Genomic DNA, 24,550 nt, shown 5'->3' on the forward strand with positions numbered 1-24,550 from the left:
GTGCGGGGCATTTTTTTGCCGGTCGTAATCAGAACTGCGGCGTGTAGGTCATGCTGAACATCACATTGCGCGGGTCGCCATAGTAGTTACTGCCCCAGTTCGCGTTGTAAGCCGGGATGTAGTACTTCTTGTCGAACATATTGTTCAGGTTCGCCGCAACGGTGAATTCCTGGTTGATCTTGTAGGCCACCCGCGAGTCCCACAACGCATTGCCCGGTACGCTAAAGGTGCGATCGTAGGCGACGGTGCTGCTTTGTGCCGTCACGCCGGCACCGACGCTGAATTTCTGCCAATCCCCCGGCAACTGGTAATCACCCCAGACCTTGAGCAAGTGCTTGGGCGTCCAGGTGCTGAAGACCTTGCCTTCGTAGGTGTCGTCCTTGAGGAACTTGGTGGTGTTGTAGGTGTAGCTGGAGACCAGTTGCAGACCCGGCAGCACTTCACCGCCCAATGTGGCTTCAAAGCCCTGGCTGCGGACCTTGCCCGACGCCACCGAGCAGTACCAACCATTGCAGTTCATCGGCCCTTGCAGGTCCTGGACTGCACGGTTTTCCTGGTCATAGCGGAAGATCGCAAACGAGGTGTTGAGGCGACCATCGGCCAGTTCACCCTTGATGCCCAGCTCGTAGTTCTTGCCCTCGATAGGCTTGAGCAGCGAGCCGGAGGTGGTCAGGTTGGTTTGCGGCTCGAACGCATCGGCGTAGCTGGCGTAGGCCGACCATTGATCGTTCAGGGCATAGACCAGGCCTGCATACGGGGTGACCTTGCCGGATGTTTGCGTGGTGCTATCCTCGGCGGCGCCGTATACGCCCTGGCGACCAGCCTGACCGATGTAGGAGTAGTCGTACCAACTGGTGCGCGCGCCGAGGATCAGCGTCAGCGGGTCCAGCACCTTGACGCGCCAGGTGCCGTAGATGCCTTTCTGGCGAATGTCATACCAGCTCTTCGAGGCGTTCCCAGCCTGAAACAACTGGTATTTGTCGCGCTGCACACGGTTGTGGTCGATGTTGAAAATATCCGCGCCATTCGTTGCCGCCCGCGCCCACTGGTCGTCGGTGGTGAGTTTGGAATAGTTGGCGCCAAGGACCATTTCCTGTTGGAACCCCAGGCCGTCGAACTTGCCGTTGACATACACATCCGCGCCGCGGCTTTTGGTATTGAAGTCGGTCACCCAGTCGATGTAGCGCACATTGCCCGTGTCGCCGGGGTTGGGGACGGTATCCCACGTCGCCTGGTAGGTCGCGTCGTTGTGTTCGTCCATTGCCACCAGCGCAGCCTTCACTTTCCAGTCATCGTTGAAACGATGCTCCAGGTCGGCGAACACCTGAGTCTGGTTGTTGACGGCACGGTTCCAGCTGGCGCCGACAAAGGTCGAACGTGGCAGGCCGATATCGCTGCCATTGGCGTAGCGGGGCAACGACATGAAGTTGGGGCGCGAGTGGCCTTTCTGGTTGCTGATGCCCACGCCCACGGTAGTGTCTGGCGTGAAGTCGTAGTCGACGGCGCCATAGACGGTCTGGTTCCAGCCGCCCGCGTAGTCGACGAAGGAGTTGGTGGTGTCGTAATCCGCCACAAACCGGCCGCGCAACGTGCCTTCCGGGTTGAGCGGGCCGCCAGCATCGACTTGGGTGCCGTAGTGGTCCCATGAGCCGGCCTTGGCGGTGATGGTCACGGTCGGCGCCTGCTGGCCGCGTTTGCGCACCAGGTTCAGGGTGCCACCGGGGCTGTTGGCGCCTTGCAGCAAAGCGGCCGGGCCGCGCAGGGTTTCGACGCGGTCGTAGATCGCCATGTTTTCGGTGAGGTAGCTACCCAGCGTGTAGGTATTGCGCGGGATACCTACACCATCGTATTGCAGGGTACCTATTTCAAAGCCACGGGAGAAAATGAACATGCCGGGGCCGGGAGATTTGGTTGCCGTCAGGCCGGGCGTGCGCTTGACCACTTCGGACAGTTTGGTGGTGTTCTGGTCATCCATCTGCTTGCGGGTCATGACGCTGACCGACTGCGGGATGTCCTTGAGTTTCTGCTCGCCCTTGCCCAGGGTCACGGCGCCCGTGGTGTAGGAACCCGTCCCTTCGGTGGTGGTACCCAGGTGCTCAGCGCTGATGGTGGTGGCACCGACTTCAAGGGCGCCGCCTGTGTCCACGCGTTTTTCCAGAGTAACGGTGTCGGCATTGATAAACGCTGCACTCAACCCCGTGCCGCCCAGCAGTTGGCCCAAGGCTTCACGTTGCCCCAAATTGCCCTTCACGCCCGGTGACACCACCCCCTGGGTCAACTCCCCCGATACCAACACCTGCACCCGTGTCACTGCTGAAAACGCCGCCAGCGCACCGTCCAGGCTTTGCCCCGGAATATCAAAACGATAGGTCTGGGCCTGGGTGGTCTCGGCGGCCTGCAAATACAGCGGCGCAGTGCCGCAGGCCAAGGAAATGGCCAGTGCCAGCAAGGGCCGTGCGGCGTATCGGTGTGCCATGGATGGTGCTCCCCGGTGCAAAAAAGTCTGTGATCGGCGCCGCACTACTTGAGAGTGCTTACTATTTACGCCTCAGTGATCAAGGACGATGCCCTGTGGGAAAACCCTGAAACTATTTTGAGAAAATTGTGCTCAGGACGCTTTGCCTTCGCGCAGCACCAGTAAATACGGGGTGTAGTGCTCGGCCTGCAGGTTGAGGGTGTATTCCAGCGCCTTGATCACGGCGTCGGGTTTGTCGATTTCAAACACGCCGGACACCACGCGATTGCGCAGCGCATCCCCCAGCACCAGAGTCTTGCCTGGCCAGTAGCGATTCAACTCGCTGACCACTTCCGACAGTGGCTGCTGGCGGAACACCAGTTGCCGTTGGCGCCAGGCGAAACCGCTGGCCGGGTCGAAGCCGTGGACCTCGGCAAGGCGATGGTCCTGATATTCCACCGCCCGGCCCGGCTCCAGATAGACTGGATCACCACTGCCCGCACTGACCTGCACTTTGCCCTGCGCCACCTGCACCCGCGTCTGCGCATCGCGCCGCGCCACACTGAATTGGGTGCCGACCACCTTCACCCAGCCATCGCCGGACTGCACCACGAAAGGTCGTGCCGGGTCCTTGGTCACGCTGAAAAACCCTTCACCACGCAGCAGACGAATCTGACGTTCACCGCCGCTCATGCGCACTTGAATCGCGCTGTCAGTGTTGAGTTGCAACTGGGAGCCATCGGCCAGTTCGACGGTGCGCGACTCGCCGGTGCGGGTGGCGTAGTCCGCGCGCAGGCGGTCGAGCCAGGGGGTGTTCTGTACGGTCAGCCCCACCGCCAGCAGCACGGCGGCCGCACAGGCCCAGCGTCGCACCGGCTTGCGCCAGGCCGCCTGTTCGGCACGGCGGATCACCCGTGCTGGCTCACGCAAACCGCCGAGCATGGCCTGCACTTCTTGCCAGGCGTCATCCTGAGGCTGGCCCTGCCCGAGCCAGGCGGCAAAGGCGTCCATTTCGGCTGCCGTGACATCTTCGGCCTGCAGGCGGAAATACCAGCCGGAGGCTTCTTCGAACAGCTCGTCGGCAGGGTGTGTAGCAGTCATGACCGACGTCCTTGTGTGTCGCTGGCGAGCCGCGTCTTGATGTAGGCGCGGCATTCAATCAAGGCGCGACGCAGTTGGTATTCCACACTACGCGGGGTGATCGACAGGCGTTCGCCAATCTCGCGGTAGGAAAGTTCGTCGACATGATAGAGCAGGAAGATCTGCCGAGTCGCCTCGGGCAACGCCAGGATAGCGTCCTGCATCAGTTGCTCCTGCTGATAGGCGGCCAACTGCTCATCGGCACCTGGGTTGGTGCACGGCAGTTCTTCACTGGGTTCACCGGCATCCAGGCGCTCGCGGCGGATGGCCTGGCGTTGGTGATCACGCACCAGGTTGCTGGCGATGGTAAAGAGGAACGCGGGGAGGTTGTCGATCTTCTCGCCGGAATCCAGGCGCGCCAGGCGCAGGAACGATTCCTGGGTCAGGTCGGCAGCCACCTGGGCACTGCCGGTGCGGCGGGTGACGAAGGCTTCGAGGGCTTTCTTCTGCTCCGCGAACAGGCGCGCGATCTGCGAATTCCAGGAGGGCACAGCACTACCTTGAGAAGAACGGAGGGTTCAGGAAGTGCGCACGCTAGCAGAGGATGAGATTGGTTCGCAATTGATATCTATTTTTTACTGTGGGTTTTGGAGTGTTCTTTAGGGAGCCATCGCAGGCAAGCCAGCTCCCACATTTTGACCGTGTGAACCCGATCAAGTGTGGGAGCTGGCTTGCCTGCGATGCGGGCGACTCGGTGTTACTGAATCTCGTCAGGCTTGACGATCACCCAGTTCTTGTCCGCCGTCACCGGCAACCCTTCCTTGGCCTGCGCCGCCGCATGCTTGGCGATCATGCCGTTGAGTTGGGTCATGTATTTGTCCTTGCGGTTGATCCACAGGTGGATGCCGCCCTTGGCCACGTCCACATCGTGAAACAGCATGTAGCCGTCACTGGTCGGCGTGTCGCCACCCACCAGTACCGGCCTTTTCCATTCGTCGATGTAGGTGAGGATCGCCGCGTGCTTGCCGGCCATCCAGGTCGCCGGGGTCCACAGGTACGGGGTGAGTTCCAGACCGAGGTTGGCCTTCTCGTCATAGTTGCCAGCGCTGATCTGTTTGCGCGCAGTGGTCAGTTCGCCGGTCTTGCGGTCCTTGAGCAGGGTGGTCACGCCGATGACGTTCTCGGGTTTGACGTTGTAGCCGTACTTCGGATCGGCGGCCACCATGCGCACCAGTTCTTCCGAGGCGGCGGTCATCACATACACCTCGATGCCGTTTTCCATCAGCTTGTTGTACAGCTCGGCCTGGCCGGTGAAGACTTTGGGCGGTTGCACCTCGGACTTCTTCACCACATCGCCTTCAAAATAGCTGACGGGCACGGGCTTGCCGGAAGCCATCAACTCATCGACCTGCACTTTGAGTTCTTTGAGAGTGAACCCCGAAAACACCTGGGCGACCCACGGGTAGCAGACCATGTCGTCCACTTCGCAGAGGCGATAGTAGTAACTGAACAGACTTTCCTTATGGTCGGCGGTGTCTTTGAACGGCATAAGCTTGAGCGAAGGATCAAGGCTGTCGCGGGTGATCAGGCCTTTGTTTTCCATATAGGGCAGCAGGGATTCTTCGAGGTCGTAGCGGTAACTGGTGTTGTCCATGTCGAACACCGCGAAGTTACCCTGGTTGGCGTTGGCGGCGATCATTTCGTTCAGTTGCTTGGCGGCCGGGGCCGGCCAGTGTTTCAACTCGGTGGCGGCCATGGTTTGGCCGGCAAGGCCAAGGCACAGCGCGGCGGCAAACAATCTCGAAGCGAGCTTCATAAACGTTTCTCCCTGAGTGAAAGACATCGACGCTAACAAATCCCTGTGACAGTTATCGCCCGAGCGCGACCGCTTGCGTCGTGATCGCGCCAACGGCATGTGCCTGAGCGTCAAACGCTTATTCCAAAAACGACAGTCGCCATTCCATATCGGTATTAAATCAATATATTTCAAGCTGTTAGGCTTTCCGGTTCGCAATCGCAGGCTCACGCGATTGGCTGCCTTCTCAACGGAGCTTCAATGAATCTGCCCCTGATTCTCAACTTACTGGTGTTCGTGGCCCTGTTGCTGGGCCTGGCACAAACCCGTCGTACTAACTGGAGCCTCGCCAAGAAGGTGTTGTTCGCCCTCGTGCTCGGTGTGGTGTTCGGCACCGTCCTGCACACGATCTACGGCGACGGCAACCCGGTGCTCAAGGCCTCCATCGGCTGGTTCGACCTGGTCGGCAACGGCTATGTGCAACTGTTGCAAATGATCGTGATCCCGTTGGTATTTGCCTCGATCCTCAGCGCCGTGGCACGCCTGCACAATGCCTCGTCCCTGGGCAAGATCAGCTTCCTGACCATCGGCACGCTGCTGTTCACCACGGCGATTGCGGCGCTGATCGGTATCGGCCTGACCAACCTGTTCGGCCTCACCGCCGAGGGCCTGGTGGCCGGCACCCAGGAAATGGCGCGCCTGCAAGTAATCCAGAGTGATTACGCGGGCAAGGTCGCTGACCTGAATATCCCGCAGCTGCTGCTGTCGTTCGTGCCAGCCAACCCGTTTGCCGACCTGGCACGGGCCAAGCCGACCTCGATCATCAGCGTGGTGATTTTCGCCGCCTTCCTGGGGGTTGCCGCGCTGCAATTGCTCAAGGATGACGTGGAAAAAGGCCAGAAAGTCCTTAACGCCATCGACACCCTGCAAGCCTGGGTAATGCGCCTGGTGCGCCTGGTGATGAAGCTCACGCCCTACGGCGTACTGGCGCTGATGACCAAGGTGGTGGCCGGTTCCAACCTGCAAGACATCATCAAGCTCGGCAGTTTTGTGGTGGTGTCGTACCTGGCGCTCGGCCTGATGTTCGTGGTGCACGGCCTGCTGCTGTCCCTGGCCGGGATCAACCCGCTGCGTTTCTTCCGCAAAGTGTGGCCGGTGCTGACCTTTGCCTTCACCAGCCGCTCCAGCGCGGCGGCGATCCCGCTGAGCATCGAAGCGCAGACCCGTCGCCTGGGCATCCCACAGTCCATCGCCGGTTTCGCTGCCTCGTTCGGCGCGACGATTGGCCAGAACGGTTGCGCGGGGCTTTACCCTGCGATGTTGGCGGTGATGGTGGCGCCGACCGTGGGCATCAACCCGCTGGACCCGCTGTGGATCGCGACCCTGGTGGCGATTGTGACCTTGAGTTCGGCAGGCGTTGCCGGCGTGGGCGGCGGTGCAACCTTCGCCGCGCTGATCGTACTGCCGGCCATGGGCTTGCCAGTGTCACTGGTGGCGTTGCTGATTTCCGTAGAGCCGCTGATCGACATGGGTCGTACGGCGCTGAACGTGAATGGTTCGATGACGGCGGGGGCGATTACCAGCCAGGTCATGGGGCAGACGGATAAGACGTTGTTGAATGCGGATGAGCATGCGGAGTTAGCGCAGGCTTAATGAAATCGGCTAGCAGGGATCTTGCTCCCTGCTAGCTCAACCGGTCGGCAGCCTTCCGATAGACCTCTTCACGTTCACGCTTGTCGACAGCAACGACAAATACCGTGATCTCCTGATCAATTACTTGATACACCAACCGGTAGCCACTGCTGCGAAGCTTGATCTTGTAGCAATCGGGTAAGCCGTACAGACGGCTGGCTTCGATACGTGGGTTGATCAAGACTGCGGCCAACTTCTTTTTAAACTGTTGGCGAACGGTATCGCCAAGTTTGTGCCATTCCTTTAAAGCGCGCGCATCGAAGTCGAGTTCATAGGTCATCCAATGAGACCTTCACTCGTTGAGGCGCAGCCAACCGCTCCCGAACAGTTGCCAACAAAGCCTCGTCATCTTCAGTCATGAGCACAGGTTTGAAGGGTAACTGACCGCGCTCTGCCACGTACTGCAAAGCTTGGCGCATTAACTCCGATGGGGTGACGCCGAGTTTTTCCAGCTCGTGATAAGCACGAGCCTTAAGATCGTCGTCGATACGTACGTTAATAGAGGCCATGGGACAGCCCTCACTGTAAAGACATTAGTCATTACAGTGAGGCATAAAAGTTGCTTTTGCAAGTCAGGCTTATCCGGTACCGATCAGGCCTTTTCCCAAACCTCAAAGCTGTACGCCGGTTTTTCACCCTCAGGCGCATTCTCGACATTCGACACCAGCTTCCACTGGCCAGCATCAAACTCCGGAAACCAAGCATCCCCTTCCGGACTCAACGCCACCCGCGTCAAATACAGGCGATCAGCCTGCTCCAGCCCCTGCGCATACAACTGCGCACCGCCGATCAGCATCAACTCATCCACACCCTGCTCCAGTGCCCACGCCTCGGCGCGTTCCACCGCAGCCTTCAGCGACGGAAAAACTTCCGCACCTTCCAGCGCCAGATCAGTCTGACGGCTAACCACCAGGTTCAAGCGCCCTGGCAGCGGTCGACCGAGGGAGTCCCAGGTCTTGCGCCCCATGATGATCGGCTTGCCCAGGGTGGTAGCCTTGAAATATTTGAAATCCCCCGGCAAATGCCAGGGCATGCTGTTGTCGACGCCGATCACACGGTTTTCACCGAGGGCTGCGATCAGGCTTAAAGGGAGAGTTTTTTTCATGCCGACGAGAATACCAGAGCCCCGAGCCAGGGGTTATGCTCCAGGCTCACAAACACAACAGGACAGCGCGTGACTCCTCTGCACACTCTCTGGCTGACAGAAACCGTGCGCCTGCGCGAAGAACACGCAGGCCCGCTGGAAGACCTGGAGGCCAATCGCCTGGCCCGCACGGCCGGCGGCGATCTGCCGACGCGCATCCAGCAACGCGCCTTGCACCTGGCCGAGCGCGATGGGCTCACGAATGCCCTCACCCGCTGGTTGCAAGGTGCACGTCTGGCATTGGTGTTGCTGGCAATTGTCGCGGTGATCAGCGGCGCTGGGCTGGCGTTTGCCGCATTGGGCAACGGCCTGACGCCGGTCAACGTGTTCTGGGCGCTCGGCAGCTTGCTCGGGTTGAATCTCATCCTGTTGATCAGTTGGGCCCTGGGCCTGCTGTTTGCCGGTGAACACAGCGCCAGCCTCGGGCGACTGTGGTTGTGGCTAAGCGAAAAGCTCGCCCGTGATGCCAAGGCTGCACAGTTGGCGCCAGCACTTTTACTGTTGCTGCAACGGCAAAAGCTCAATCGCTGGGCCGTGGGCGTGCTGGTCAACAGCGTGTGGTTGTTGGCGTTGCTCAGCGCCTTGGTGATTCTTCTTACGCTACTCGCCACCCGTCGCTATGGCTTCGTGTGGGAAACCACCATTCTCGGTGCCGACACCTTTGTCGCTGTCACCCAGGCCCTCGGCACCCTGCCCGCGCTGCTGGGCTTCAACGTGCCGACCGTCGGGATGATCCGCGCCAGCGGCGACTCCGCCCTGAATATCGAAAGCGCCCGACAAGCCTGGGCCGCCTGGCTGGTCGGCGTGCTGCTGGTCTATGGCCTGCTGCCCCGTCTGATCCTCGCGTTGCTGTGCCTGTGGCGCTGGAAACGCGGGCGCGCCGCCCTGCGCCTGGACCTCAACCTGCCCGGCTATAGCCAATTGCGCGAACGCCTGATGCCGAGCAGCGAGCGCCTTGGGGTCAACGATGCCGCCCCCGAACAACTGCACCCCATCAGTGGCGGCGTCAGTGAATTGGAAAGCGACGGCGCCCTGCTGGTTGCCATCGAACTGGACGACCAACATCCCTGGCCACCCAAGCTGCCCCCCAGCGTGAAGAACGCCGGCATCCTCGACAGCCGCGAGTCACGCCACAAGCTGCTGGAACAACTCACGCGCTTCCCGCCCGCCCGCCTGGCCATCGCCTGCGACCCACGCCGCTCGCCGGATCGTGGCAGCCTCGCGCTGATCGCCGAACTCGCGCGCAGCGCCACCGATACCCGCGTCTGGTTGCTGCAAGCCCCGCCCAGCCAGGCGCTGGACGCCGAACGCCTGGGCGACTGGCACGCCGCGTTGCAGCAACTTGAGCTGCCGTTCGCCGATTGCGCGCCGTTGAACTGGCTGGAGACGGGTCATGACTAAGCCGCTGAAACTCGCCGTGGTCGGCCACACCAATGTCGGCAAGACCTCGTTGCTGCGCACGCTGACCCGAGACGTAGGCTTCGGCGAAGTCTCCCATCGCCCCAGCACCACCCGGCATGTCGAAGGCGCGCGCTTGTCGGTGGACGGCGAAGCCCTGCTGGAGTTGTACGACACACCCGGCCTGGAAGACGCCATCGCCCTGCTCGATTACCTGGAGCGCTTGGATCGCCCCGGCGAACGCCTCGACGGCCCGGCCCGCCTGGCGCGCTTCCTCGATGGCAGTGAAGCCCGCCAGCGTTTCGAACAGGAAGCCAAGGTGCTGCGCCAACTGCAGGCCTCCGACGCCGGCCTGTACGTGATCGACGCCCGCGAGCCGGTGCTGGCCAAGTACCGTGACGAACTGCAAGTGCTGGCCAGTTGCGGCAAGCCGTTGCTGCCGGTGCTTAATTTCGTCAGTAGCAGCGACCACCGCGAGCCGGACTGGCGCGAAGCCCTGGCTCGCCTGGGCCTGCATGCTCTGGTGCGATTCGACAGCGTGGCGCCCCCGGAAGACGGTGGACGTCGGCTGTATGAAAGCCTCGCCCTGCTGCTGGAAAACGCGCGGCCACAGTTGGAGCGCTTGATTCTTGATCAGGAGGCCCAGCGCCAGGCCCGCCAGCAAAGTGCTGCTCGATTGATCGCAGAATTGCTGATCGACTGCGCCGCCTGTCGCCGCAGTGTGGTTACCGAAGATGAGCAACAAGCCATCAGCGACCTGCGCAAAGCCGTGCGCCAACGTGAACAGAAATGCGTGGAAGCCCTGCTCAAACTCTTCGGCTTCCGACCGCAGGACGCCGCCGCCAGCGACTTGCCCCTGCTCGACGGGCGCTGGGGCGATGACCTGTTCAACCCGGAAACCCTCAAGCAACTGGGCGTGCGTGTCGGTGGCGGGATCGCCGCAGGGGCGGCGGCCGGTGCGGGCGTGGATTTGTTGGTCGGTGGATTAACGCTGGGCGCCGCCGCCCTGGCCGGTGCAATTGCCGGTGGCGCACTGCAAACCGCACGCAGCTATGGCAGCCGGTTGCTGGGCAAAATCAAAGGCCAACGCGAGCTGACCGTCGACGACAGTGTGTTGCGCCTGCTCGCCCTGCGTCAGCGCCAGTTGCTCAAGGCCCTGAACCTGCGCGGCCATGCGGCGATGCACAGCATTAAGGTCGACACGCCCCAGGACAAGACCTGGCGCGAAGGCAAGTTACCGGACGCCCTGCACAAGGCGCGCGCCCACCCGCAATGGTCGTCCCTTAATCCGCACGCCAAGCTGAGCCAGGCTGAGCGCCAGGAACAGGTCGAGGCATTGGCCACCCGACTCGACGAGGCGTAAACCGATTACACCTCATACCAGTTCAAGGCCAAGAAGGTCGTGCATAACGAGCGGATCAGTTCCTTGTCGGCCTTGTCAGCCACACCATTGCGGTCAACGTCGCTGTTGGTGAACGATTCCAGTACGCCGTCGCTGTCGCCGTCATAGGCCGCCACCTTGTAGATCAGCGGAACGGCGCCCCCAGAGGCAGCAGGCTCGTGAAAATCCAGCTTGATCGCGTTCGGCTTACCCGTTTTGCCGAAATGGTCGACGTACAGGATCAATGTGCGCTGCCACTGCCTGGCCGGGTTGAACCAGTTCAGCTTCAAAAAGCTGTCGGCGAAACTCGCCAGCAGACGTTTGTCAAAATCCAGACTGTCAGGCTGACGTTCTCCCGCCAGCTGCAGGTCGACCTTGCCATCCACGGTCATATCCAGGCCGACGGTTTCGTAGATCAACGCGTCGGGGGCAGCGGGTTGCTGCTGATAGAAGTGCAGAATCACCGTATCGGCGCGCCCATTCCCGCACAGATCCTGGGCGGTGGCTTTCAAATAACGCATCGCATTGCTCCTTTGACTAAAGAAGCAAATACCTTAGTAACCTGCCAAACGAGACTCTAGGCGGCGCGTCTGCGTTTTGCGTAAGGCCACTCTACGCAGCAAGTAGCCGTATGGCCTTGGCCTTGAGCACCTGCAAATCCAGCACCGGCACATGCATTGCCTTGGCCTGCTCATCCCAATGGCGCATGCGCAAACTCACTGTGAACAACGGGTCCTGTTCAAACAATTGGGCCTCCTCGGCACTCATCACGCCACCTTGATACGCCAGGGTGCGGCGGCTGGCTTCGCTCAGGCGCGCGTAATAGTCCGGCTGGCTGAAGGTCAGGTAGCGCTTGGCCTGCACGTGATACTCCACCAACTTGGCCATGCGCTCACTGAACCCTGCACGACGCAGATAATCCGCGCCCAGCCGTTCATGGCTGACCACGCCATAACCGCCCATGTTTTCCCCGCCCTGGCCGCAGATGTGCCCGATGTCGTGGAAAAACGCCGCCAACACCACCTCGTCATCAAAGCCTTCGGCCATGGCCAACTGCGCAGCCTGTGACATGTGCTCGATCTGCGACACCGGCTCGCCGATGTAATCCGCGGTGCCGTGCTGTTCATACAAGCCGAAGACTTCGGAGATGGTCTGTTCCGGGTTCATCACGCCGCTCCCCACAAGGTACTGATATTGCGCTCGGCCATCGCCGGCCCCACGCTCATGCCCACGCCGGTGTGCATCAACGCCGCGCTCACTCCCGGCGCCGCGCGCAGGAATGAAAACGGTCCCGGCCCCCGCGAGCCATACACACCCTGCCAACGCTCCACCACCTGGATCTTGCAGCCCAAGGTCTGTTCAGCCAGTTCGATCATCCAGTCATCGACCCTCTCGGCATTGAACGGCGAGGCATCGCTGCCGTAGTCGTGGGAGTCGCCGATGATCAGTTCGCCATGGGGCGTGGGGCTGATCAGCAGGTGAATGCCGTGTTCGTGCAGATGCGGTGCATCGCGCAAGATCTGCGCCTGCACCGGCGCCGCCTCGGGCAGGTCGGCGAAAGCGCCGTAATGCACGCAGCTCAAGCCGGTGAGCAACGCGTGTTGCAGGTTCAGGTTGACCGCTGGCCGCGCGCGCAGCATTTGCAGGCGGCAGATGCTCGGGTTGAGTTCGGCCATCGCGTCGGCCAACAAGGTTTGATAGTCGTGACCGGCGCACACGATGATCTGCTCACCGCGAAAGCTTCCCGCCGTGCTGTGCAACTGACCCGGCTCGACGTCGCGCACCAACGTGGAGAAGTAAAACTCCACCTTCAGTTCTTGCGCCAGGTAGTTGATCAGCGCCGGGATCGCTTCACGGGAATACAGTTGCTGGTCGTCCTTGCCATGCAGCGCGGCGCGGTGATGGCTGAACTGGCCGCCATATAAGTCTTTCATCGCCGCGCCTTGCAGCAGTTCGACGTTGTAGCCGTGCTCTTTCGCCCGCCCCTCACAGAAGGCTTCCAGCAAGTGCTCTTCCGCTTCGGTGCGGGCGAACAGGTACGCGCCGTTACGCTTGAGTTGCAGCCCCGCGACCTGCGCCCAATAGCCCCAGATCTCACGGCTTTCTCGTGCCAGATCGAGCATCGGACCTGGTGGTTGGCCGGTGACCAGGGCCTGGCCGAAGTTGCGTACCGAGGCGCCCAGTGGCGTGGCGCTGCGCTCGAACACCTTGACCTTGAGGCCGCGCTTGGCGGCGGCGAAGGCGTGGGACAGGCCGAGGATGCCGGCGCCGATGATCAGTAGGTCGCTTTGATAGTTCATCCTAAGGTGCCACCTTCTCCGACTTGCCGTCATAGCGCTTGCGCCATTCGGTCAGGATGCTGTCGCGGTTTTTCGAAGCCCAGGCGAAGTCGTTCTTGATCAGGCGCTGTTCATAGTCGGCCGGCAATTCGGTCTGCGGCTTGGCAATGCCAGGCTGGGCGAGGACGGCGAAGTTGTCCTTGTACAGGTCCATGGCAGCCGGGCTGGCGGAGAAATCCGCGAGTTTTTTCGCGGCGTCGGCGTTGTGGGTGCCTTTCATGACGGCAGTGGCTTCGATGTCCCAGCCCAAACCTTCTTTCGGCAGAATGATATCCAGCGGCGCACCCTGGCGCTTCAACTGCACAGCCGGGTATTCAAAGGAAATACCGATCGGGAACTCACCCGAAGCCGCCAGCTTGCACGGCTTGGAGCCGGAGTGAACGTACTGGCCGATGTTCTGGTGCAGGTCGTCCATGTACTGCCAGCCCTGCTTCTCGCCGTAGGTCTGCAGCCAGGCGCTGACGTCCAGGAAACCGGTGCCGGACGAGGCCGGGTTGGGCATGACGATCTTGCCCTTGTACTCAGGCTTGGTCAGGTCCTGCCAGCTCACCGGCTTGGTCAGGCCCTGCTTTTCGGCTTCGACGGTGTTGAAGCAGATGGTCGCGGCCCATACGTCCATGCCGACCCAGGCCGGCGGGTTGGCGGCGTCGCGGTAGTTTTTGCCGATTTTGTCCAGGTCCTTCGGTGCGTAGTTGTCCAGCATGCCCTGCTGGTCGAGGATCGCCAGGCTGGAAGCCGCCAGGCCCCAGACGGCGTCGGCTTGCGGGCGGTCTTTCTCGGCCAGCAGCTTGGCGGTGATGATGCCGGTGGAGTCGCGCACCCATTTGATTTCGATATCGGGGTTGGCCTGTTCAAAGGCCTTTTTGTAGGTCTTCAACTGCTCGGCTTCGAGGGCCGTGTACACGGTCAACTCGGTCTTGGCGAAGGCATTCAGGCTGAATGCAGTCAGTACGGCAGCGACCAGCGCCAGGGGCTTGAACATGGAGCACCTCCTTCAGGGATATTTATTGGCCGGGTGCGCTCTGGCGCCAGGCTTGGGAGCGGCGCAACGCGCCACGTGAGGCCCACGCCAGCAGCAGCGAGACGCCGGCCGAAGTGAACAGAATCAAGGTCGACATGGCCGCCGCGCCGCCCACGTTGCCGGCGTCGTCCATGTTCAACACGGCGACGGCGGCGAGGATGGTGTCGGGGCTGTAGAGGAAGATCGCGGCGGACACCGTGGTCATCGCCGACACAAACAGGTAGCGCACGATGTCCAGCAATGCCGGCAGGCAAATCGGCACCGTGACTTTCAGGTAATGGCGGTACAGCGGCGCCTTGAGGGACAAGGCGGCGGCTTCGAACTCGGCGTCCAGCTGGCGCAGTGCCGTGGTGGCGGTCATCTGCGCGGTGGTCAGATAGTGAGCAATGGTGCACACCACCAGCAACGTCATGGTGCCGTAGAACACATGCAGCGGGTTGCCGTTGAGGTTAAAAAAGAACACGTAGCCCAAGCCCAGCACTAAGCCCGGTACGGCCATCGGCACAAAGCTGAGCATGCGCAGGGCCAGGTTTAGCCCCTTCTGGCCCTTGGTCTTTTCCATAAGGTAGGCGCCGGTGAAAATCAACACGCTGCCGATCAATGCGGTGCACAGCGCCATGGTCAGGCTGTTGCGATAGGCCAGCCAGCCGCCGCCGGCCGTGTCTTCGAACTGGTAGTGGTTGAGCGACAACGACAGGTTGTACGGCCAGAACTTCACCAGCGACGAATACACCGCCATGCCGAACACCAGCAGCAACACGGCGCAGATCAGCAGCACGATGGCCAGGTAGCAGCCGTCCCTCATGCGCGATGGCGCCGGTTGGAACACTTGGGCACGGCCGCTCATGGAGTCGCCATGACGGCGGCGCAGCCAGGCATCCACCCCAAAGCTGAACAGCGCTGGCAGCAGCAACACCATGCCGATCAACGCGCCGCGGCCGAACTGTTGCTGGCCGACCACTGCCTTGTAGGCTTCCAGCGCCAGCACCTGATAATCGCCTCCGACCACCACGGGCACGCCGAAGTCGGTGATGGTCAGGGTGAACACCAGGCAGAACGCAGCGAACACCGCCTGACGCGTGGCCGGCCAGGTAATGCTGCGAAACGCCCGCGCCGGGCTGGCGCCCATGCTGGAGGCCGCATCGAACAGGCGCGCATCCGCCAGGGACAGCGCCGACAGCAAAATCATCAAGGCATGTGGGAAGGTGTAGATCACCTCACCCAGCACAATGCCCCAGAAGCCGTAGATATTGTCCGAGAGCAACCCGCGCAGCATGCCCTGGTTACCGAACAGGTAGACCAGCGCAATGCCCGGCAACATCGATGGCGCCATCAACGGCAGCAACGACATGCCGCGCCAGATCGCCTTGCCGGGGATCAACGTGCGTTGCAGGGCGTAGGCAAACAGGTAGGCCAGCGGTACGACGATAGCCGCCACGCTGAGGGAAACTTTCAGGCTATTGCCCAGCAACCAATGGAAGTTGGCGCTGGTGATCAGTTCCTGTGCAGCCACCAGGCCACCGCCCTGCCCGGCTTCACTGCTGAAACCGCGCCAGAAGATCGCCAGCAACGGCATCAACACCGCGAGGCCCAGCAACAACAGCCACAGCAGTTTGCCGCCGACGACGAAAATTTTGTCGCCGGTTTCGGCGCGGGACACCGGTCGTGGCAGCGTCATGACAGCGGCCATCTCAGGCAAACACCTGCAGGCTGCGCGGCGGCAAGGCCACCCAGATGTCCTGGGCGCCCAGGCGCGGCATGGCTTCCGGGGCCAACTCGGCCAACAGTGCATGGCCGGGCAATTGCTCCAACTCGAAACTCATACGGCAGCGATTGCCGAGGAAGGTGATCTCGCGGACTTTGGCCGGGAACAGGTTTTCTTCATGCACCGGCGGGTTGACGCTGATCGCCTCCGGGCGACAGAACAAGCGGCCGGACTTGGCTACGCCAGCATCGTCGGCCAGGCGCATGTTCATCCCACCGACCTGGGCGTGGCTGGCACTGTTGCGGCTGAACGGCAGCCAGTTGCCTTGGCCGACAAACTCCGCCACGAACGGCGTGGCTGGGCGGTCGTAGATTTCCTGGGGCGTGGCGTATTGCTCGACCTTGCCGTTGTTCATCACGGCAATGCGGTCGGCCATCAGCATGGCTTCGTCCTGGTTGTGGGTGACCATCAACGTGGTGATACCCAGGCGACGTTGCAGTTGGCGCAGCTCGGTGCACAGATGCTCACGGACGCGGGCGTCGAGGGCCGACATCGGTTCATCCAGCAACAACAACGAAGGGGCAGGCGCCAAAGCACGGGCCAGGGCGACACGTTGTTGCTGGCCACCGGAGAGTTGGCCGGGGTATTTCTTTTCACTGCCGACCAGGCCGACCAATTCCAGCATCTGCCCGACGCGCTTGCGCACTTCATCGCGACCGCTGCCGGTAAGGCCGTAGCCGATATTCGCTTCGACAGTCAGATTGGGGAACAACGCGTAGGACTGGAACAGAATGCCGTAGTCCCGCGCCTGGGGCGGCAGTAGGGAAACATCACGGCTGCCCAGGTACAGTTCGCCGCTGTCCTGGCGCTCCAGGCCAGCGATGCAGCGCAGCAAAGTGGTCTTGCCGCAACCGGACGGGCCCAGCAGGCACACCAGCTCGCCGGCGGCGACGTCCAGGGAGACGTTGTCCAGCGCAGTAAAAGCGCCGAAGCGTTTCTGGATACCGCGCACTTTCATCGGCGCGCCGGGTTGGGTCAGGGCTGTGTTCATGCAAGGCACCTCATCGAACTGATGAAGCCCATGCTAGGCAGGCAATGCGTCCCTCATGTGGCAGAAAGGCAAAACGCGGTGATAGTGGTATTGGTGGATTTGGGTAGGACGCGGACACCCTTGTGGTGAGCGGTTTTTTGTGGTGAGCGGGCTTGCCCCGCGCTGGGCTGCGCAGCAGCCCTAAAACCAGGCCCTCAGTTCTACCAGTAGAAATGCGGTGGCCTTATTAGGGCCGCTTCGCAGCCCAACGCGGGGCAAGCCCGCTCACCACAACAAGCCCGCTCGCCACGGAGATATCGCTTGATCGTTAGAGCGGCGACATTTCCTGCGCCAACCCCAGAAATGCCGCCGGCAATCGTGCGCCTTTGCGTTCCTTGAGGCAGTAGAGATACTCCGGTATCTGCGGCGCATTCTCGAAAGTCAGCACCCGCAGTTGCGGATCATGGGGCACTTCCTGACGCGCAATGATGCTGATGCCGATGTTGCGCAGCACCGCCTCACGGATCGACTCGCGGCTGCCGATTTCCAGCAACGGGCCGTAGCTCACGTTGGCGCTTTGCAGGAGTTCTTCGGTGAGGCGTCGCGTGGTTGAGCCCGCTTCACGCATCAGCAGGGTGTGCCCGGCCAAAGCGCTGAGCGGCACGTGATCCAGCTTGGCCAGGGGATGGTTGCGATGCACCGCCAGCACCAGCGGGTCGGTGCCCAGCACACGACGAATCAGGCGCGGGTCTTCCAGCAGTTGCGAGGAGGCGGCGACATCGACGCGGTAATCATCCAGCGCTTCGAGCACCTGCTGGGAGTTGCCGATTTCCACCGACACCTCCACTTGCGGCAGGCGTTCGCGAAAGGCTTTGACCAGGTCGAGGATGTAGTAAGGCGCCGTGGCAGCAATCCTCAATGCACCCTGGACCTGGCCATTGTTACGTAGGAAAAATTCGATGTCCGCTTCTTGCTGCAACAGCGCCTTGACCATCGGCAGCAGGCGCGCGCCCTCGTCGCTGACGGTGAGGCGGCGACCGCCGCGGTAGAACAGCTCGACGCCGTACTGGCTTTCGAGGTTACGGATCTGGGTGGTGACCGTGGGTTGGCTCAGGCCGAGTTTTTTCGCCGCCTGGGTGATGCTGCCCAGGCGGGCGACCATGAAAAAAGCCTTCAGCTCGGCACTCAGCACACCACCCTCTCAATCTCTATTTGCGCAACAGGCGCAGGCCATTGAACACCACCAGCAGGCTCACGCCCATGTCGGCGAACACCGCCATCCACATGGTGGCCAAGCCCAGGAAGGTGACCGCCAGGAAAATCGCCTTGATCACCAACGCCAGGGCGATGTTCTGCTTGAGGATACTCGACGTTTGCCGCGACAGACGAATGAATGCCGGAATCTTGCGCAAATCATCGTCCATCAGCGCCACGTCGGCGGTCTCGATGGCAGTGTCGGTGCCCGCTGCGGCCATGGCAAAACCGATCTCGGCACGGGCCAACGCCGGGGCGTCATTGATGCCGTCACCGACCATACCCACGCGATGGCCTTGGCCATAGAGGGTTTCAATGGCTTGCAGTTTGTCGGTCGGCAACAGGTCGCCCTGGGCCTGGTCGATGCCAACCTGGGCGGCAATCGCCTGGGCGGTGTGAGTGTTGTCGCCGGTGAGCATCAGGGTCTTGATGCCCAGCTCGTGCAGTTGCTGGATGGCTTCGCGGCTGCTGTCCTTGACCGTGTCGGCCACGGCGAACAACGCCAGCGGGCCGGACTTGTCGAGCAACAGCACCACGGACTTGCCCTGCTTTTCCAGGGCGAAGAGTTTTTCTTCAAGCTCCGGCGAGCACAGGCCCAGGTCTTCCACCAGGCGGTGATTGCCCAGATGGTAAGTTTCGCCGTTGATGTCGCCACGCACGCCTCGACCGGCCAGGGCCTCGAAGTTATCCACAACATGGGTGGGCAGGTTTTTATCCACAGCCGCGTTGGCGATCGCCAGCGACACCGGGTGATCGGAACGCCCGGCCAGACTGGCGGCCAAAGCCGGCGCGCTGTCTGCGACGTTGGGGAACAGCGCCAGGTAGTCGGTTTGCACCGGCTTGCCGTGAGTGATGGTGCCGGTCTTGTCGAGGGCCAGGTAGTCGAGCTTGTAACCGCCCTCCAGGTACACGCCGCCCTTGATCAGGATGCCTTTGCGCGCCGCCGCTGCGAGGCCGCTGACGATGGTGACCGGGGTGGAAATCACCAGCGCACATGGGCACGCCACCACCAACAGCACCAGGGCGCGGTAGATCCAGTCAAACCAGGCGCCCGCCATGAACAGCGGCGGAATCAGCGCCACGCCGAGGGCGAACAGGAACACCGCCGGGGTATAGATCTTCGAGAAGCTGTCGACAAAGCGCTGGGTCGGCGCGCGGGCGCCTTGGGCCTGTTCCACCGCGTGAATGATGCGCGCCAGGGTGGAGTTGTTGGCCGCGGCGGTGACTTTGTATTCCAGGGAGCCGGCCTGGTTGATGGTGCCGGCGAAGACTTTATCGCCCACAGTCTTTTCAATCGGCAGACTTTCACCGGTGATCGGCGCCTGGTCAATGGTGGATTGGCCGGCGGTGACTTCACCGTCCAGGCCGATGCGCTCGCCGGGTTTTACCCGCACAATCGCACCCAATTCAATGCTTTTGACCTCCTGTTCAGCCCATGAACCATCGGCCTGCTGTACCGTGGCCTGCTCCGGCGTCATCTGCATCAAGCCGCTGATGGCATTGCGCGCGCGGTCCAGGGACTTGGCTTCGATCAACTCGGCCACGGTGAACAGGAACATCACCATGGCGGCTTCCGGCCATTGCCCGATCAGGATCGCACCGGTCACGGCGATGCTCATCAAGGCATTGATGTTCAGGTTGAGGTTTTTCAGGGCAATCCAGCCCTTTTTATACGTGGTAAGGCCGCCGCTGAGGATCGACACCAGCGCCACCAGCGCGATCACCCAAGTGGGCGCGACGCCGCTGAAGTGCAGCACTTCGGCCCCCAACGCACCCACGCCGGACAACGCCAGCGGCCACCAGTGTTTCTTGGCCGGCGGCTCAGCGACTGGGGTGCCTTCTTCGATGGGATCCGCCTGCATCCCCAGGGATTTGATGGCGTCGATGATCGGCGCAGTGCTTGGCAAGTCATGGGTGACGCCGAGGATGCGGTTGATCAGGTTGAACTCAAGTTGCTGCACGCCGGCCAGCTTGCCCAGTTTGTTCTGGATCAGCGTCTGCTCGGTGGGGCAGTCCATGGCTTCGATGCGAAAGGTGCTCAACCGCGAGCCGGCGGTGGCCGCCTCGCTCAGTTGCACCAACGCCGGGGCCGGCGTTCCGGAACAGCAGGAGCCGCCGTGGCCGTGGTCATGCACAGGCGTGAGTTTTTTCGGGCCATGATCGTGGTCGTGATCATGCTCGTGTTTATGCGGGGTGTGGATGGAATCGCTCATTCTGTCGCGTCCGTAAAGGTGCCTGTTGCCAAGTAAAGACCCTGTAGCCACTATAGGGTCAAGCACCCATTTGGAGATTGCTGCGATGAAGATCGGCGAACTGGCCAAACTGACCGACTGCCCGGTGGAAACCATCCGTTACTACGAGAAGGAAGGCCTGCTGCCGCCCCCGGCGCGCACCGACGCCAACTACCGCGTGTACACCCAGGCGCACACCGAGCGACTGGTGTTTATCCGCAACTGTCGCAGCCTGGACATGACCCTGGAAGAAATCCGCAGCCTGCTGGGCTTGCGCGACAGTCCCCAGGACCAGTGCGAAAACGTGAATGCGTTGATCGACGAGCATATCCACCATGTGAAAGCGCGGATCGATGGGCTGTTGGCGTTGCAAGAGCAATTGCTGGACCTGCGCCAACGTTGTGGTGGCGGGCCGGAGTGTGGGATTTTGCAGCGGCTGGAAGTCAGCGGGAGTGTGGCAGCCAGCGAGGCTGAGCCCTCACATGTAGGGCGCAGCCATGGGCATTGATCAGATCGCCACGTCGGCCTTGATGCTTGGGTCGGCGTCGTAACCGACGATTTCGAAGTCTTCGAACTTGTAGTCGTAGATCGATGCCGGTTTGCGCTTGATCACCAGCTCCGGCAGCTTCTTCGGCGTGCGCGCCAGCTGGGTGCGGATCTGTTCCATGTGATTGCTGTAAGCATGGGTGTCGCCGGTGGTGACGATGATCTCGTGAGGGATCAGGTCGCACTGCTGGGCCAGCATATGGGTGAGCAAGGCCAGCGCGGCGGTGTTGTACGGCAGGCCGAGGAACACGTCGGAGCTGCGGATATACAACTGCATCGACAGGTGACCGTCGTGCACAAACGCCTGGTACAGCAGGTGGCACGGCGGCAGGGCTTGCTTGCCGTTGCGTGCGTTTTCCTGCGGGCTCTGGGTCTCGTCGGGCAGGTACTCGACGTTCCAGCCGTGGAACAGGATGCGCCGGCTGTTGGGGTTGGTCTTCAGCGTGTGGACCATGTAGTCGATCTGGTTGATCGTGCCGCCGTCCTTGGTCGGCCAGGCGGTCCACTGTTCGCCGTACACCGGGCCTAGGTCACCGTCTTCGGTGGCCCATTCGTCCCAGATTTTTACGCCGTTTTCATTCAGCCATTTGATGTTGGTGTTGCCGCTCAACATCCAGATCAGCTCGTTGGCGATGCTTTTGAAGTGAAGCTTCTTGGTGGTCAGCAGCGGAAAGCCGTCGGCCAAGTTATGCCGATACTGACGGGCAAACACGGCCTTGGTGCCGGTGCCGGTGCGATCGCCCTTGGTCAATCCATTGGTCACGACGTCGTTCAGCAGTTCGAGATATTGCTTCATTTTTTTACCCGTATCGTTGAAGCCGAGGCTGCGCAACCGCCTCGGCATTCGAATTTAAAGCGCGGTGTTCTTCAAAGGTTGCGGGCGATTGTACGCCCACCACAGCAAGCCCAGGCCGCCGAGGATCATCGGCAAGCTAAGGATCTGGCCCATGGTCACCCAACCGAACGCCAGGTAGCCCAGCTGTGCATCCGGCACGCGCACGAACTCGACGATGAAGCGGAAGATCCCGTAGAACAGCGCGAACATGCCGGAAACCGCCATGGTCGGGCGCGGTTTGCGCGAAAAGAGGTACAGGATAAGGAACAGCGCCACACCTTCCAACGCGAACTGGTAAAGCTGCGACGGATGGCGCGGCAGTTGCGCCGGGTCGCTGAACGGCGGGAACACCATGGCCCACGGCACGTCAGTCGGCTTGCCCCACAGTTCGGCGTTGATGAAGTTGCCGATACGCCCGGCGCCCAGGCCAATCGGTACCATCGGTGCGACGAAGTCCATCAGCTGGAAGAACGACTTGCCGTTGCGGCGACCGAACCACCAGGCGGCGATCATCACGCCGATAAAGCCGCCGTGGAACGCCATGCCGCCCTTCCACACCTCGAAGATCAGCGTCGGGTTGGCGATGTACGCGGAGAGGTCATAGAACAGCACATAACCCAGGCGTCCGCCGACAATCACCCCCATCGACAGCCAGAAAATCAGGTCGGAGAGTTTCTCCTTGGTCCAGGTCGGGTCGAACCGGTTCAGGCGACGGGAAGCCAGGAACCAGGCACCGCCGATGCCGATCAGGTACATCAACCCGTACCAGTGGATTTTCAGCGGACCGATGGCCAGGGCCACCGGGTCGATCTGCGGGTAAGGCAGCATTGCGACTCCTCGTTAATCATTCGTTATAGCGCCCGGACCATGCCGGGCCGCGATTAAGCCTGCATTATTCAAATTCTTTAAAGCAAAAAGTTCAGACCGACACAGAACAACAGCCCGGCGAACAAGCGCTTGAGCAGACGCGGCGACAATCGATGTGCCAAGCGTGCGCCGAAGCGGGCAAACACCATGCTGGTCAGGGCAATGCCCAGCAGCGCCGGCAAATACACGAACCCTAGACTATGAGCGGGCAACAGCGGGTCATGCCAGCCCAGAATCATGAAACTTAATGCACTGGCCAGCGCAATCGGCAGGCCGCAGGCCGATGAAGTGGCCACTGCCTGTTGCATCGGCACACTGCGCCAGGTCAAGAACGGCACTGTCAGCGAGCCGCCGCCAATCCCGAAAATCGCCGAGGCCCAGCCGATAAACGTACCGGCGACGGTCAAGCCAAACTTGCCCGGCACCGTTCGGCTGGCCTTGGGCTTGACGTCCAGTGCCAGTTGCACGGCCACCAGCAAGGCGAATACGCCGATGATCTTTTGCAGGTGCGGGCCGGAAATCGCCTCGGCGGTCAGTGCGCCAAAGCCTGCGCCGATCAGGATGCCCACGGTCATCCACACAAAGATCGGCCAACGCACCGCGCCCCGCCGGTGATGCTCGCGCACGGCATTCACCGAGGTAAAGATGATGGTCGCAAGCGAAGTGCCCACAGCCAGGTGGGTCAGCACCTGCGGGTCGAAGCCCTGCAAGGTGAAGCTGAACACCAGCACCGGCACGATGATGATCCCGCCGCCCACGCCAAACAGCCCGGCGAGTACACCCGCACAGGCGCCGAGCAGCAAATACAGCAGAAATTCCATGGGAGCCCCCGAACCAAGTCCGGCATGTTAACGGATGGAAGGCATGCGACCCAACTGGATACGATGGAACGCCTCGGCTTGAGTGGGTAGAGTGGCTAAAAACACAAAAGGGATCGCCTGATGTGCCTGATTGTTTTCGCCTGGCGGCCGGGCCACGCCCAGCCGCTGATCGTCGCGGCCAACCGCGATGAGTTCTACGCCCGCCCCAGCCTGCCGCTGGCCCAGTGGCTGGATGCGCCCGAGGTCTACGCCGGCCGCGATCAGGAAGCCGGTGGTACCTGGTTGGGAGTGAATGCCGATGGGCGCTTTGCCGCCCTGACCAATATCCGTGACCCGCATCAACCACCGGCGCGCAAATCCCGTGGCGAGTTAGTGGCGCGTTTTCTCAACGGTTCGCTGCCGATTGAACAATATTTGGCCGACGTTAACGGCCGTTCGATTGAATATGCCGGGTTTAACCTGCTGGTGGGCACGCGCGATGAGCTGTGGCATTACAACGCCAACCACACTGAGCCGACGCGATTGGAGGCTGGGGTGTATGGGTTGTCCAACGCCGGGCTGGATACGCCGTGGCCCAAGCTGCTCAAGGCCAAGGCGGCGTTGAGTGCGGTGCTGGATGATCCGCAGCCGGAGGCGTTGCTGGAGATATTGAGCGACCCGCAGACGGCGCCGTTTGCAGACCTGCCGGATACCGGCGTGGGGTTGGCGACGGAGAGTTTGTTATCGAGCGTGTTTATTGCCAGCCCCAGTTATGGGACGAGGGCGAGTACGGCATTGATTGTGAATGCCGACGGCACACGGCGGATGGTGGAGCGCAGTTTTGGGCCGCATGGTGGGCGACTTGGCGAGGTAGAACTGAGCATTTAGCGGCGCCTGAGCGACCGCTATCGCAGGCAAGCCAGCTCCCACATTTGGAATGCATTCCCCTGTGGGAGCTGGCTTGCCTGCGATGAAGA

At 61.5% G+C, this 24,550-nt stretch carries 23 protein-coding genes; 5 read left to right on the plus strand and 18 right to left on the minus strand.

What is annotated here, in order from left to right; all coding sequences use genetic code 11:
* Positions 1–28: 28 nt before the first annotated feature.
* From OZ428_RS31405 to OZ428_RS31420, 4 genes are all read right to left on the minus strand, one after another.
* Positions 29–2,476 carry a TonB-dependent siderophore receptor gene (locus OZ428_RS31405; RefSeq protein WP_269132239.1) on the minus strand — a complete coding sequence of 816 codons (2,448 nt, stop codon included), beginning with the start codon at positions 2,474–2,476 and terminating at the stop codon, positions 29–31.
* Between the two features lie 132 nt (positions 2,477–2,608).
* Positions 2,609–3,556 carry a FecR family protein gene (locus OZ428_RS31410; RefSeq protein ID WP_269132240.1) on the minus strand — a complete coding sequence of 316 codons (948 nt, stop codon included), beginning with the start codon at positions 3,554–3,556 and terminating at the stop codon, positions 2,609–2,611.
* On the minus strand, positions 3,553–4,086 hold the full coding sequence (locus tag OZ428_RS31415; protein WP_133075476.1) for an RNA polymerase sigma factor: 534 nt from the start codon (positions 4,084–4,086) through the stop codon (positions 3,553–3,555). Before OZ428_RS31415 ends, OZ428_RS31410 begins: the two co-directional genes overlap by 4 nt.
* A gap of 206 nt (positions 4,087–4,292) precedes the next feature.
* On the minus strand, positions 4,293–5,351 hold the full coding sequence (locus tag OZ428_RS31420) for a haloacid dehalogenase-like hydrolase (protein ID WP_442964812.1): 1,059 nt from the start codon (positions 5,349–5,351) through the stop codon (positions 4,293–4,295).
* 240 nt (positions 5,352–5,591) lie between these two features.
* On the opposite strand from OZ428_RS31420, the gene OZ428_RS31425 reads away from it, so the two are divergent.
* Complete coding sequence (locus tag OZ428_RS31425) at positions 5,592–6,983, plus strand: L-cystine transporter (RefSeq protein ID WP_177110227.1); 1,392 nt, start codon at positions 5,592–5,594, stop codon at positions 6,981–6,983.
* 31 nt (positions 6,984–7,014) lie between these two features.
* On the opposite strand, the gene OZ428_RS31430 is transcribed toward OZ428_RS31425, so the two are convergent.
* The 3 genes from OZ428_RS31430 to OZ428_RS31440 all read right to left on the minus strand — a co-directional run bounded on the left by OZ428_RS31430 (position 7,015) and on the right by OZ428_RS31440 (position 8,127).
* Entirely contained in the window at positions 7,015–7,302 is a 288-nt protein-coding gene (locus tag OZ428_RS31430) for a type II toxin-antitoxin system RelE family toxin (protein ID WP_269132241.1), read from the minus strand.
* Positions 7,292–7,531, minus strand: a complete 240-nt coding sequence (locus OZ428_RS31435) for a type II toxin-antitoxin system RelB/DinJ family antitoxin (protein ID WP_033897026.1) — start codon at positions 7,529–7,531, stop codon at positions 7,292–7,294. The genes OZ428_RS31430 and OZ428_RS31435 overlap by 11 nt, the downstream gene beginning before the upstream one ends.
* An 83-nt stretch (positions 7,532–7,614) precedes the next feature.
* Complete coding sequence (locus OZ428_RS31440; protein WP_269132242.1) at positions 7,615–8,127, minus strand: dihydrofolate reductase; 513 nt, start codon at positions 8,125–8,127, stop codon at positions 7,615–7,617.
* Positions 8,128–8,196: 69 nt separating this feature from the next.
* Between OZ428_RS31440 and OZ428_RS31445 the strand changes: the two genes are divergently transcribed.
* Both OZ428_RS31445 and OZ428_RS31450 read left to right on the plus strand, forming a co-directional pair.
* Positions 8,197–9,567 (plus strand): DUF2868 domain-containing protein, encoded by a 1,371-nt coding sequence (locus OZ428_RS31445; protein ID WP_269132243.1) that lies wholly within the window; start codon positions 8,197–8,199, stop codon positions 9,565–9,567.
* Positions 9,560–10,927: a DUF3482 domain-containing protein gene (locus OZ428_RS31450; RefSeq protein WP_269132245.1), complete on the plus strand. Its 1,368-nt coding sequence runs from the start codon at positions 9,560–9,562 to the stop codon at positions 10,925–10,927. Before OZ428_RS31445 ends, OZ428_RS31450 begins: the two co-directional genes overlap by 8 nt.
* A gap of 5 nt (positions 10,928–10,932) precedes the next feature.
* On the opposite strand, the gene OZ428_RS31455 is transcribed toward OZ428_RS31450, so the two are convergent.
* The 8 genes from OZ428_RS31455 to OZ428_RS31490 form a co-directional block, all read right to left on the minus strand.
* Positions 10,933–11,466, minus strand: a complete 534-nt coding sequence (locus tag OZ428_RS31455; RefSeq protein ID WP_133075481.1) for a hypothetical protein — start codon at positions 11,464–11,466, stop codon at positions 10,933–10,935.
* Positions 11,467–11,557: 91 nt separating this feature from the next.
* Entirely contained in the window at positions 11,558–12,112 is a 555-nt protein-coding gene (locus OZ428_RS31460; protein WP_133075482.1) for a phosphonate degradation HD-domain oxygenase, read from the minus strand.
* On the minus strand, positions 12,112–13,245 hold the full coding sequence (locus tag OZ428_RS31465; RefSeq protein WP_269132246.1) for a TIGR03364 family FAD-dependent oxidoreductase: 1,134 nt from the start codon (positions 13,243–13,245) through the stop codon (positions 12,112–12,114). Before OZ428_RS31465 ends, OZ428_RS31460 begins: the two co-directional genes overlap by 1 nt.
* A gap of 1 nt (position 13,246) precedes the next feature.
* A complete protein-coding gene (locus OZ428_RS31470) occupies positions 13,247–14,266 on the minus strand; it encodes a putative 2-aminoethylphosphonate ABC transporter substrate-binding protein (RefSeq protein WP_033897019.1) in 1,020 nt (339 codons plus the stop codon).
* A gap of 22 nt (positions 14,267–14,288) precedes the next feature.
* Positions 14,289–15,995 (minus strand): putative 2-aminoethylphosphonate ABC transporter permease subunit, encoded by a 1,707-nt coding sequence (locus tag OZ428_RS31475; protein ID WP_133075484.1) that lies wholly within the window; start codon positions 15,993–15,995, stop codon positions 14,289–14,291.
* 1 nt (position 15,996) lies between these two features.
* Complete coding sequence (locus OZ428_RS31480) at positions 15,997–17,061, minus strand: putative 2-aminoethylphosphonate ABC transporter ATP-binding protein (RefSeq protein ID WP_033897017.1); 1,065 nt, start codon at positions 17,059–17,061, stop codon at positions 15,997–15,999.
* A 307-nt stretch (positions 17,062–17,368) separates the two neighbouring features.
* The gene (locus OZ428_RS31485; RefSeq protein WP_016979030.1) at positions 17,369–18,232 is read right to left on the minus strand and encodes a LysR family transcriptional regulator; all 864 of its coding nucleotides are present in this window, start codon (positions 18,230–18,232) and stop codon (positions 17,369–17,371) included.
* Positions 18,233–18,248: 16 nt separating this feature from the next.
* Positions 18,249–20,507 carry a heavy metal translocating P-type ATPase gene (locus OZ428_RS31490; RefSeq protein ID WP_269132248.1) on the minus strand — a complete coding sequence of 753 codons (2,259 nt, stop codon included), beginning with the start codon at positions 20,505–20,507 and terminating at the stop codon, positions 18,249–18,251.
* Between the two features lie 85 nt (positions 20,508–20,592).
* Between OZ428_RS31490 and cadR the strand changes: the two genes are divergently transcribed.
* Positions 20,593–21,033 (plus strand): Cd(II)/Pb(II)-responsive transcriptional regulator, encoded by a 441-nt coding sequence (gene cadR, locus OZ428_RS31495; protein WP_016979028.1) that lies wholly within the window; start codon positions 20,593–20,595, stop codon positions 21,031–21,033.
* Here the strand turns inward: cadR and OZ428_RS31500 are convergent, their stop codons facing one another.
* The 3 genes from OZ428_RS31500 to OZ428_RS31510 all read right to left on the minus strand — a co-directional run bounded on the left by OZ428_RS31500 (position 21,034) and on the right by OZ428_RS31510 (position 23,594).
* Positions 21,034–21,867: a thymidylate synthase gene (locus OZ428_RS31500; protein WP_025999960.1), complete on the minus strand. Its 834-nt coding sequence runs from the start codon at positions 21,865–21,867 to the stop codon at positions 21,034–21,036. It abuts the gene before it with no gap.
* A 54-nt stretch (positions 21,868–21,921) separates the two neighbouring features.
* Positions 21,922–22,734 (minus strand): prolipoprotein diacylglyceryl transferase, encoded by an 813-nt coding sequence (gene lgt / locus OZ428_RS31505; RefSeq protein ID WP_133075486.1) that lies wholly within the window; start codon positions 22,732–22,734, stop codon positions 21,922–21,924.
* Positions 22,735–22,811: 77 nt separating this feature from the next.
* A complete protein-coding gene (locus OZ428_RS31510; RefSeq protein WP_133075487.1) occupies positions 22,812–23,594 on the minus strand; it encodes a sulfite exporter TauE/SafE family protein in 783 nt (260 codons plus the stop codon).
* 120 nt (positions 23,595–23,714) lie between these two features.
* On the opposite strand from OZ428_RS31510, the gene OZ428_RS31515 reads away from it, so the two are divergent.
* Positions 23,715–24,461, plus strand: coding sequence for an NRDE family protein (locus tag OZ428_RS31515; protein WP_133075488.1), 747 nt, complete (start codon positions 23,715–23,717; stop codon positions 24,459–24,461).
* Positions 24,462–24,550 lie beyond the last annotated feature (89 nt).

Origin of the sequence: Pseudomonas sp. GXZC (genome assembly GCF_026967615.1) — a bacterium.
Lineage (GTDB): Bacteria > Pseudomonadota > Gammaproteobacteria > Pseudomonadales > Pseudomonadaceae > Aquipseudomonas > Aquipseudomonas azotoformans_A.